We start from the raw sequence: 8,717 nt of genomic DNA on the forward strand, positions 1-8,717 counted from the left end.
CACATCGTCGGACGCGACGCCGGGCTTGGCTCACGGTGCAAGACCTCGTGCTGCCAAGTGGGGTGGCGCGCGTCAATCCGACGTGCTGGCCGACATACAGGGTCGCCAGCAATCCGAGCAGCAGAAGCAGGCCGATGGTCACGGCGTCCGGATGCCTGCGCGCGCCGTGGATGCTGAGGCAGCCCAGCGTGAAGACGGCCGCGAGGACCAAGGGTCCGAGCATGTCGCCCGACATCGGGATCACCGTCGTGGCTGTCGTCGTCGCTCAGCGCGCCGCCGCCTCCGAGCGGCGAGGCTGCCCGACAGAGACGTTCGAGCGGGCCCGAAGCATCCCGAACTCCATCGATACCATCGCGCGTCGGAGCCGGCGGCGACGGGCGAGGAACGATCCGCGACGCCGCCTCGACGGGCGCCGTCCTGCGGCCGCCGCAATCGGCCCGGCCGCCGGCCTCTCTGCCTCGCGCCAGTCGAGCACAGCGCGCCGCGCGTATTGCCGAATGCCGGAACGGCAACGCTGTTCCCGGCCTCAGAGCCCGCCGCGGGCCGGGATGCCGAAAACTGAGTCAGATCATGATGTTGGTAAGTGGATGGCTCCCCGAGCAGGACTCGAACCTGCGACAAGGCGATTAACAGTCGGGGCGATCATATTGATTTCGCGTGCGAGCGTTACCGGCTAGCCTCCGTTTCCGAGCGGGCAATAGACCCCTCCCCCACCCGCAGAAGCGTCGCCTCATGAGCGATGGCCACGACCCGATTCGAGAAGCAGTTGCGGTGCTCCAAGACCGAGGCTGTACAGCCGAGCCATGGACCGGCGGCCTGCCCTATTGACTGGTCGACGGCGAGACGCTGACGGACGGCGACCCGCTCGCTCTCTCAATGAGCCTGCGTCCGCCGCCGAGTTCTCAGCGGGAACTCGCAATAATAGCGAGAGAATTGGCGATCTGATTCTGTTTTAGCTGATATATGAAGTTTTCACCGCGAATAATTGCGTTCTGGCCTTCCGATCTTGGTCCTCTAACGAAAGCGACATTTAACCGATCAACATTCTTATTGGATCCAGTTAGAAAGGGACCAACAAATTCAAATGTATTGAATGTGAAAGTCGGCCCGGTCGCGAGTAGCTGAGCATCTACCGTGAAAGCCACATATCCACCAAATACCCCATAGGAACCTTTTGCGCTCCAGTTCAGGTAAGATGCTGCTTTTCCTTTATTGAACATCTGCTGCAGACCAAGATTTCCAGCAAGATTCGTGTCGGCTGGATTGTTGCACACCGGATCTTTGCGCACTGTTCTAAGTGCGTCCAGGGAGTAGCTCATATTTATGACTAATCCCTGCTCTCTCGCTTGCCGATACGAGAAACCAGTTCCAAAATTGAACGTTTGCCCAATGAAGGAAAAGGTCGGTGCGGCCTTTCCTTCGAGCGTTGTCGCCAAATTTAGTTCTGCGACGACTTGAATATCCTGTCCCGCTATGAACAGCGCCGTGAGATCATCTGGTGCCTGTGCGGTGTCGATCAGTTCGCATACGATCCTGCGGATGATAGAGTCGATATTTGGCTCGACCGTATTTGGCCCTGTCCTTTCATAGGGTACGTCGAATGCAGGGATAACGCTGGCGCAGCCGCCAAATCCGACAAAAAGAAAGGCGGTCGGCGCAAAGCAAGTCATCCGAGACAGAGAGAAGCGACGCATTTCCATCAAACCTCTGCCCAGAGAATAGTATATTTCCCGCGCCATCTAACATCGAGTGAGTACCAAACGGAAAGTCCTGCTTTTTCGCGCTTTGACATGATTGACCGTCCCGATGCCCGCTCAAAGATCATGCCCCATGCAAATGGATCTCGATTCTTGCTCGGATCAGATTTTAGATCTCTAAGGTCTTTCAATATTTCCTGATCTTGAGCGGAATCTAATAACGTATCGACCAAATCAGAATTATTTTGCGTGAATTCCATAAGTCCGGATAGCCTATTATCGGCTGACCGGCCCAGTCCAAGCCCCTGGCACGATGTAGAAGCCTCCGAATTGGCTGCTTCGCTCGGTTGTGGTGCAACTGGCTTTCCTTCGGAACTCGAACTTACATTCGTTAGTGTCGTTTCCCTCGATCCGAATGGCCTGAGCCATTTGAGCAATTTTTCGAGCAGATCGATGATCGCGAATATCATGCGTCTCCCCTTCTATCTTCCATAGCTATTCGATAGCGAGTCGCGTCGTGCTGCAATCGCCTGCCATAAATTGATTCAGGGGGTGGTAAATGGGTCACAAGTGGTGATGTTAACCCGATTTGACAGCTCTCAAATTATTAATATAGTCCAAGCTTTTCATTCTGCCTTCAATAACGCGCATACTTAGTCGTTGTCCCTATTAATCGGAGCATATGCCAATATAATAAGAGATAATATTGCCGATTTAGTTGCGGGGATTCGCGACAAGGTTGCCACGCAATCGCGCTCGGCTGCAATTATTTCTTGGAATACGCTCGGATTGGTAGCATGACTCGCTGCTATACCAGCTTACAGCTCACCGTGACCCAAATACGCTTGTCGCGCGCCTGGGCCTCATGGACTCCCCAATCGGGCTGCAATAGGCCGCTGCATGGCCAAGGAACCCCCGACCGTCTGCGAGCTGCGCAAGGCCGCCGAGGTCACCGACCAGGAGATCGACGCCGCGGTCGACGCCGTGCTCGCGGATCTGGCGACGGAGGCCTACCCGCTTGCGAAGGGCTGGACCCTCGACCTCGTCGAGACCATCCGCACCAACACCCGCGCGGCCGAGGCGCTCACCACTGACAAGCCGGCCTGGAAGCGGAACATGGTCCGGACCGCGATCCTGCTGGCGCAACGGTGAAGGGATGAGCCAGTATCCCGCCCCCCTCCGCCCGGATCTCGCGATCCAGCACATGATGCGGCGCCTGGACGGGTTCGCGCGCGGGCTCGGCCTGGACGAGGCGGCTACCCGGCACATCGTCGAGCAGGTGGTGGCTGACATGGCGATGCGGTCAGATGAGGAGCGGATGGTCGAAGCGCGCCGGCGCATGATCATCGCATCGGCCTAGCGGCATGATCGACGACACCAACCCGGTCCTTGCAGCCGTCGCAGCGCTACGGGCGGCCGGCATCAAGGCCATCCCCACAGGCCACGACATGGAGCTCTGGCAGATCGGCGACCTGATCTACTCGGATGCCGACGTGTTACGCTTGGCCGAAAGCCGCGGGCTGGTCGACGGCGACGACGCGCGGTAGCTCGGCGCCATGCCCAAGGCGCCATCCCCTCGAGGCGCTCGGCCGCGCCAGGACCTCCGGCCGCGCGTTTTGGCCGCCCTCACGCCCGAGCCTTCAACCGCAAGCGAGATCGCCGAGCGTGCCGGCATCCCGGGACGGGAACGCGCTGTGCAGGCTACCCGCGCGCTGGAGCACCTGGAGGCCGAGGGACTGGCGTACAGCGTCATCCGCCGGACCCGGACGCGGTGGTGCTCCGTGGCGGTCGCTCCCGCATCCGAACGATCCGAGCGCGATCCCGCAGAGTGACCTCGTGCGTCGGCCACTCCTGGCAGGCGGCCTCGAACGCTGCGAGCGCCACGGCCAGAGGGTAGATGGTGGCGAGGTGCAGCTCGATGCCGCCGCCGATCTCGCGCCAGACCTCGATCGTGTAGGGCACGCCAGGCGGCACTGGCGGGATCTTCCTGGCGGCCGGCGGCAGCGTGATCGCGGCGAGGCAGAGGTGCTCGTACTTCCGCGCGGACGGCGCCCCGGGCGCGCGCTGGTATTGGCACGAGGCCGTCAGGTGCCGCAGCAGGTCGATCGTCGAGATGTCGGCCCCGTACCGATCGACCAAGCTGGCGACCGTGTAGCGGCCCGAGCGCTTGCAGGTCGCGCAGTCGACGTACACCCGACCGGGCCCCGCATCCCCCAGGCGCCCCATTCTGGTGGCCCTCCGCTCGCGAACGAAGACGGAACAAGCCTGACGCGGCGGCGCGCATCAACCGGCGGCGGTCGAGGCGCGTGTGATCGTGGTGGACCGGTGTGGATAGCGTTCAAGAATGCGAGGCGCTACCAGCACTTCCGCCGCCCGATCTTAGGCGGTCAGAGCGGAGTGAAGGTCGGTGTCCAATCACATCTCGCGCTCACACCGACCACCGCTGCCGGTTCATTCTCGCAACCCGCGCCGAGCCTACGACGTCGACGGCTTTGAGATCACGCCGATGACGTTCCAGCAGGCAATGGACAAAGGGGTGCGAGCCGTCCGGGTGATCTGTGACTGCGGTCACGTTGAAGAGACGCCGATTTACGTTGGGGCTTGGCCGTCCACGAGCTTCGTGCCCGACGCCGGTATGACACTTCGGTGCAGCGCCTGCTCGAAGCCTGACCCGCAGACAGAGCCCGCGTGGCCCAGCGCCGACTAAAGCAGGCCGCCCGACGTCGGTGCGGTCAGCGTCTTCCCGGCCCGGGTGACCAACTTCGAGAAGGCTAGCGCGGCAGCCGACGCCTGCGCCTCAGACGGGAAGGTCCGGTCCGATTCCATCACCGTCAGATGCGAGGCGTCGAGCAGCACCCAGGTCCAGAGGTGGCGGCCGGTAGAGCGGATCTCGAAGTGCATGACTGGCTCGGTATGCGATTGGACATACCCGCATGATGCGCTGCGAAAAGTCCTGCGGCGTTAATAGCTTGCCCGGCGCAACATCCTGCGCCGGCTCACATCGCGGTTGCCCCCGACATCCTCGCAGATCACAGTCGAGATCAGCCGCGCCCCTTGGCCGCGTACTCCCAGACCGGCGGCCCCCAGGTCTGCCCGGGCTTCGTCCGGTAGCCGCTGAACCGGTCGAACACGATCCGGTCCGGCTCGACGCCGACGGCCTTGCTGTCGTTGACCATCAGCGCGCCGGCATACTCGCCCCGTAGGAAGCCGTGCTCTGGATGTACGCCGAAGAGCTGCTCCGCGGTCCAGCCGAGCCGGTGCGCCTCGGCGCCGAACTGGTCGATGAAGGCCAGCGCGTTCGCGCGCATCGCCGCCCAGCGCGTTGGGGTCAGGTAGCGGCACGGCGAGGCGTGCTCGGACAGGCGCTCGATCTGGTCGCGCCAAGAGGCGACGGCGGGTGGGAGGTCGGACATCACCGATGCAGTATGGATATAGGCTTAACAAAGTGAGCAGAACGGTGGGGAGACCTGGCCACGCGGTGGCTCTGAAGATAGCCCTTCGTATACGACGGTGAAATAATCATGCCTTGCAATCCCCGGCAGGCTATCTGAAAAGCTTGTTTTGCGCTGGAAGAAAGCGGGCGTTGTTAATGTCGCTCAATGATATAGTTCGTAGCCAAGCCATAGGTTTCGGCCTTGCCGTGTTTGGAGCCCTAGGCGTCTTATATGGTTTTTACGCCGGAGAGTCAGCAAAACAATACGGTCTTATAAGATACAAACTCGTCTCGCAAATCACGTATGAACCAATATTTATTAAGAACTTCAACGAGACAGTCGCGTCTCCAAAAATCGACAATACTAAAAAACTATTTGTATCGGAAATAACTTTGTGGAACGCTGGAAATCAATCATTTGAGCCAAGGGATATAAGATCTCCAGTAGAAATCACGGGAGACAGCACGTTCAATATCATCGACGCTGTCATAATAAACTCCAAGTCCGCTACCGATAACAACTTTAATATTTCATCCAAAAACAATACAAAAATCATGCTAGACTGGAAGATCTTTGACCCTGAGGAAGGGTTCAAAATTGCAATATTGCACAACGGAGATCCGGAGGCGGTATCGGTGACAGGTAAGTTCGGGCCTGGCCGGAGTATAGGTGTGACGCCGCCTCATCCATACCTACCCATAATTACGATCTTCTTCGGTTTTGCTATGCTCCTTTTATATTTCAAATTTATCGGAAATAAAGCCATTTCGTGGTCTGAGAAAAGATTTTCTGGATTTCAAAATTTTATCGCGTTCATGACCATATTTGTCACGGGTCTATTATTCGCTGGCGCAGTTGCTTTTGGTGCACTTGCATTCATAATATATTACAATGGTGAGGTTGCGCCAATAAATGACAAAATGGAGACGAGAATTGGCAACGGCGTGACTACACATTTCTGATTTTGATCACGTTTCCGGCATGAGAAATGGGCGCCCCGGCCTAAGCCAGGGCGCCGAGAACGGCCTGAAGGTATGAAGTCGCTGGTGCTGTGGCCGCTCGGCCCCGCCCCGATCTGCTCACGGGGCGGGGGAGCGCCTGATCTCACCAGCGTGTGAGCCGAGCCGGTACGCAACTTGGCTCGGGGGCAGGTGGGCCGGTGGCGGCTACCGCGCCGTGCCCACACCGGCGGGCAAGCCGTCCCTCGCCGTGATTCCAGGAACGAAAAGGCCCGCGCCGGCGGACCGAGCGGGCATTTCCAGATCCGCGCCAGTGGGGGCGAGCGCTTGAATCGAGCCGGATGCTGGCTCAATGCCGAGCCAAGAGCACCACGTGTAGCACCGCACAGTCGACATGGTTACCGGCGATTAACCGACGCCCTTCAGCTTCAGCGTGTCCACCACGGGAAGGTACATGCCGAAGCATATCACTCTTGCGATCCCTCACGATCTCGGCGCCATGGAAGTGCGGCGGCGGCTTGATCGGCAAACCGATTGGGCTCTTCGGCGCCTCAAGAAGGAAAACATCTCCGTCGAGATGACGGAGTGGTCTGAAGGCGGACGGACTTTTATCGCGCGCGCACTAGGACAAGACGTCAGCGGCAATTTCGTTGTCGCCGACGACAGCTTATGGCTTGAAGCCAAGATGCCTTGGGCCATCGGGGTGTTTGCACCGGCAATCGAGGCGGTGGCCAAACATTATGCGGCGCGCCTTCTCGCCCCTGAGGGTTCCGCCTGACGTGAAAATGCCCGCCTCAGCGTTGGGCGGGCGACTACAGGCACGACCTCAAATGAGGTAGACCGTACCGGTGGTCTTGAAGGCCTTCGGGCAGTTGCTCTCGTCGACCAGCTTTTGAGCCTCGGCGAGGGTCAGGTGCCTATCGGCAGCCACCTCGGCCAGGGTCATCCACTTGCTCTGCATCTTGCGCTCCTACTTTCGCGGTCAACGCAAAGGCCCGGGAATCGTTCACGCGCACGAAAAAGGCCCGCGCGGCATTGCCGGCGGGTCTAAGTGAATCCCTCGGAGCAGTGCCGGGCCGTCGCAAACTGCGGGCTGGCACGTCCCCGACGCTGGTCTGCTCAAGCTGGCGGATCAGGCGTGCGGATGTCCGAAGGAATAACGCCAGACCCTATTGCGGGCGGAACCGTGTCGGACAATCCTGTCTTCTGCCAGTCGACGAACGATCAACGGCGAGGGAGGCATCGATGACGATTTTCCAGGTGAGGCAGAACAGCACTCGTGCGGTCCTATGGACAGGACAGGCTGAAACAGCGGATCGAGCGCTCGAAGCGGCCGCTCAGGCCGCCGGTTACCACGGCTTTGAGGAACTGCCCGAAGCAGCGCGTGCCGATATGTCGGCTGAGGCGGTGACCGTCTGAGCGCACAGAAATGCCCCGCGCGGCAGTGCCGGCGGGGTTGAGTGAATCCCTTGGAGGAATGCCGGATCGTCGCAAGCAGCGGGCCAGCGGTGCCCCGAATATGAAAAGGCCCGCCTCGGCTAAGCCGGGCGGGCTGAAGTGGCGGCGGCCGTCCAAGCTGCCGGTCGCGGTGCAATAGCAGACGGTCGGGCACGAAAAAACCGCCGCGCCGGAGCCGGGCGGTTTGAGAGGGTCTACGCTTAGGGTGCTGGGTAGACGCACGGGCCGCGCGGCGGTTCCGGTCAGTCCCGAGGCGGCTGCATTTGCTGCGCGATGCCGGCGGCAATCACGCCAATCAGCACGCCGATCCCGACGTACATCAGCGTCTCGCCGGTATGGGCCCAGAGCATCAGCGCCTCCCTCGAGGCTGCCGGCCGTGATCGTCCTCCCATCGGTCCATCACTTCGGTGAACCGGGTCAGCGCGGCCGTCATCTGGCTGGTGTGCTGCGCCTCCTCGGAAGCGGTGTCCGCCACGATGGCCGCGGTCAGGCCGTTGATCGCCTTGGCTAGGTCCGCGAGCGCGATGCTGTCGAAAACCGCGGCGCCCGGCGTCGCCGCGACATCGCGAGCAACATCGGGCTTCAGCGCTTCGGCCGCTCGCACCTCTTTCCTGTACCCCCACCACTCCTTCATGAAGCCGGTCAGCGGGACCAGCACCACGGCGACCGCGCCCAGCAAGGCGATGACGATTCCCGGCCACCCATCAAGCTGCTGTGCTGCTGCCGGCACTGGCCCTTCTCCGTTTCCTGAAGCCGAAGGTGTCTTCCGCGGCCATGTCGCCGGCCGCCCGGCCCGATGAGTGCAGCTCGGCGATCGCGAAGACGGAGTAGATGCCGGCGCTCAGCGACAGCGGCGGGAAGGCCAGGGCGAACCCCAGCGCCATGGCGAGCCAGAACAGGAAGCCGCCCAGGCAACCGAGCGTCCGGACGAACGAGGTCTCCCGGCCGCGCCTGCCGTTGATGTAGAGGGCGATGACCCGGGCGCTGCCCACCGCCAGGGCGATCCAGCCGGCGGTCGGCTCGCTGACATAGGCGGTGATGATCCGGTACTGCGGGCCGACGAAGGTTGGCCACGGCATCAGGCAGATGAGGCCGACCACCCACATGATCACCGACAGCCAGATCTCGGCCCACCGGGTCTGGCCGTAGCGGACGGCCCGCCGAATCCG

General features: G+C 61.0%; 15 protein-coding genes. 6 read left to right on the forward strand and 9 right to left on the reverse strand.

Features of this window, described 5'->3' with window-relative positions:
* From ME121_RS31850 to ME121_RS34720, 3 genes are all read right to left on the reverse strand, one after another.
* A partial coding sequence (locus tag ME121_RS31850; RefSeq protein WP_491892936.1) for a hypothetical protein occupies positions 1 to 235 on the reverse strand: 235 nt, incomplete at its 3' end.
* Between the two features lie 667 nt (positions 236 to 902).
* Positions 903 to 1,700: a hypothetical protein gene (locus tag ME121_RS34715; RefSeq protein WP_143739283.1), complete on the reverse strand. Its 798-nt coding sequence runs from the start codon at positions 1,698 to 1,700 to the stop codon at positions 903 to 905.
* A complete protein-coding gene (locus ME121_RS34720; protein ID WP_143739284.1) occupies positions 1,700 to 2,167 on the reverse strand; it encodes a hypothetical protein in 468 nt (155 codons plus the stop codon). Before ME121_RS34720 ends, ME121_RS34715 begins: the two co-directional genes overlap by 1 nt.
* Before the next feature lie 430 nt (positions 2,168 to 2,597).
* Here ME121_RS34720 and ME121_RS31855 point away from each other — a divergent pair, with 430 nt between their 5' ends.
* Genes ME121_RS31855 through ME121_RS31865 form a run of 3 tightly spaced genes read left to right on the forward strand, consistent with a single transcriptional unit; the run spans position 2,598 to position 3,244 of the window.
* Positions 2,598 to 2,849 (forward strand): hypothetical protein, encoded by a 252-nt coding sequence (locus tag ME121_RS31855; RefSeq protein ID WP_059410260.1) that lies wholly within the window; start codon positions 2,598 to 2,600, stop codon positions 2,847 to 2,849.
* Positions 2,850 to 2,853: 4 nt separating this feature from the next.
* Complete coding sequence (locus tag ME121_RS31860) at positions 2,854 to 3,057, forward strand: hypothetical protein (RefSeq protein WP_059410261.1); 204 nt, start codon at positions 2,854 to 2,856, stop codon at positions 3,055 to 3,057.
* Between the two features lie 4 nt (positions 3,058 to 3,061).
* Positions 3,062 to 3,244, forward strand: coding sequence for a hypothetical protein (locus tag ME121_RS31865; RefSeq protein ID WP_059410262.1), 183 nt, complete (start codon positions 3,062 to 3,064; stop codon positions 3,242 to 3,244).
* A 202-nt stretch (positions 3,245 to 3,446) separates the two neighbouring features.
* On the opposite strand, the gene ME121_RS31870 is transcribed toward ME121_RS31865, so the two are convergent.
* The 3 genes from ME121_RS31870 to ME121_RS31880 form a co-directional block, all read right to left on the reverse strand.
* A complete protein-coding gene (locus ME121_RS31870) occupies positions 3,447 to 3,923 on the reverse strand; it encodes a hypothetical protein (RefSeq protein ID WP_059410263.1) in 477 nt (158 codons plus the stop codon).
* A 477-nt stretch (positions 3,924 to 4,400) separates the two neighbouring features.
* Complete coding sequence (locus tag ME121_RS31875) at positions 4,401 to 4,598, reverse strand: hypothetical protein (RefSeq protein ID WP_059410264.1); 198 nt, start codon at positions 4,596 to 4,598, stop codon at positions 4,401 to 4,403.
* 140 nt (positions 4,599 to 4,738) lie between these two features.
* The gene (locus ME121_RS31880; protein WP_059410265.1) at positions 4,739 to 5,110 is read right to left on the reverse strand and encodes a hypothetical protein; all 372 of its coding nucleotides are present in this window, start codon (positions 5,108 to 5,110) and stop codon (positions 4,739 to 4,741) included.
* A gap of 176 nt (positions 5,111 to 5,286) precedes the next feature.
* Here ME121_RS31880 and ME121_RS34725 point away from each other — a divergent pair, with 176 nt between their 5' ends.
* Together ME121_RS34725 and ME121_RS34730 are read left to right on the forward strand one after the other, a co-directional pair.
* Positions 5,287 to 6,093 carry a hypothetical protein gene (locus tag ME121_RS34725; protein ID WP_206406868.1) on the forward strand — a complete coding sequence of 269 codons (807 nt, stop codon included), beginning with the start codon at positions 5,287 to 5,289 and terminating at the stop codon, positions 6,091 to 6,093.
* Positions 6,094 to 6,544: 451 nt separating this feature from the next.
* Positions 6,545 to 6,868 carry a polyhydroxyalkanoic acid system family protein gene (locus ME121_RS34730; protein ID WP_089231509.1) on the forward strand — a complete coding sequence of 108 codons (324 nt, stop codon included), beginning with the start codon at positions 6,545 to 6,547 and terminating at the stop codon, positions 6,866 to 6,868.
* Positions 6,869 to 6,916: 48 nt separating this feature from the next.
* Here the strand turns inward: ME121_RS34730 and ME121_RS34735 are convergent, their stop codons facing one another.
* The gene (locus ME121_RS34735; RefSeq protein ID WP_280951374.1) at positions 6,917 to 7,051 is read right to left on the reverse strand and encodes a hypothetical protein; all 135 of its coding nucleotides are present in this window, start codon (positions 7,049 to 7,051) and stop codon (positions 6,917 to 6,919) included.
* Between the two features lie 284 nt (positions 7,052 to 7,335).
* On the opposite strand from ME121_RS34735, the gene ME121_RS34740 reads away from it, so the two are divergent.
* Positions 7,336 to 7,509 carry a hypothetical protein gene (locus ME121_RS34740; RefSeq protein WP_179240013.1) on the forward strand — a complete coding sequence of 58 codons (174 nt, stop codon included), beginning with the start codon at positions 7,336 to 7,338 and terminating at the stop codon, positions 7,507 to 7,509.
* A gap of 388 nt (positions 7,510 to 7,897) precedes the next feature.
* Here the strand turns inward: ME121_RS34740 and ME121_RS31885 are convergent, their stop codons facing one another.
* Together ME121_RS31885 and ME121_RS34745 are read right to left on the reverse strand one after the other, a co-directional pair.
* Complete coding sequence (locus ME121_RS31885; protein ID WP_059410266.1) at positions 7,898 to 8,278, reverse strand: hypothetical protein; 381 nt, start codon at positions 8,276 to 8,278, stop codon at positions 7,898 to 7,900.
* Positions 8,253 to 8,717 (reverse strand): hypothetical protein (locus tag ME121_RS34745; protein ID WP_491892937.1); only part of this gene is annotated, 465 nt, incomplete at its 5' end. The genes ME121_RS31885 and ME121_RS34745, both read right to left, overlap by 26 nt.

This window comes from Methylobacterium sp. ME121 (assembly GCF_000974725.1).
In the GTDB taxonomy this organism is placed as follows: Bacteria; Pseudomonadota; Alphaproteobacteria; order Rhizobiales; family Beijerinckiaceae; genus Methylobacterium; species Methylobacterium radiotolerans.

Coding starts and splice junctions, on each gene's coding strand:
- ME121_RS31860 (WP_059410261.1), top strand. CDS start 2,854: ATGAGCCAGTATCCCGCCCCCCTCCGCCCGGATCTCGCGATCCAGCAC.
- ME121_RS31865 (WP_059410262.1), top strand. CDS start 3,062: ATGATCGACGACACCAACCCGGTCCTTGCAGCCGTCGCAGCGCTACGG.
- ME121_RS34735 (WP_280951374.1), bottom strand. CDS start 7,051: ATGCAGAGCAAGTGGATGACCCTGGCCGAGGTGGCTGCCGATAGGCAC.
- ME121_RS34730 (WP_089231509.1), top strand. CDS start 6,545: ATGCCGAAGCATATCACTCTTGCGATCCCTCACGATCTCGGCGCCATG.
- ME121_RS31870 (WP_059410263.1), bottom strand. CDS start 3,923: ATGGGGCGCCTGGGGGATGCGGGGCCCGGTCGGGTGTACGTCGACTGC.
- ME121_RS31875 (WP_059410264.1), bottom strand. CDS start 4,598: ATGCACTTCGAGATCCGCTCTACCGGCCGCCACCTCTGGACCTGGGTG.
- ME121_RS34740 (WP_179240013.1), top strand. CDS start 7,336: ATGACGATTTTCCAGGTGAGGCAGAACAGCACTCGTGCGGTCCTATGG.
- ME121_RS34720 (WP_143739284.1), bottom strand. CDS start 2,167: ATGATATTCGCGATCATCGATCTGCTCGAAAAATTGCTCAAATGGCTC.
- ME121_RS31880 (WP_059410265.1), bottom strand. CDS start 5,110: ATGTCCGACCTCCCACCCGCCGTCGCCTCTTGGCGCGACCAGATCGAG.
- ME121_RS34725 (WP_206406868.1), top strand. CDS start 5,287: ATGTCGCTCAATGATATAGTTCGTAGCCAAGCCATAGGTTTCGGCCTT.
- ME121_RS31855 (WP_059410260.1), top strand. CDS start 2,598: ATGGCCAAGGAACCCCCGACCGTCTGCGAGCTGCGCAAGGCCGCCGAG.
- ME121_RS34715 (WP_143739283.1), bottom strand. CDS start 1,700: ATGGAAATGCGTCGCTTCTCTCTGTCTCGGATGACTTGCTTTGCGCCG.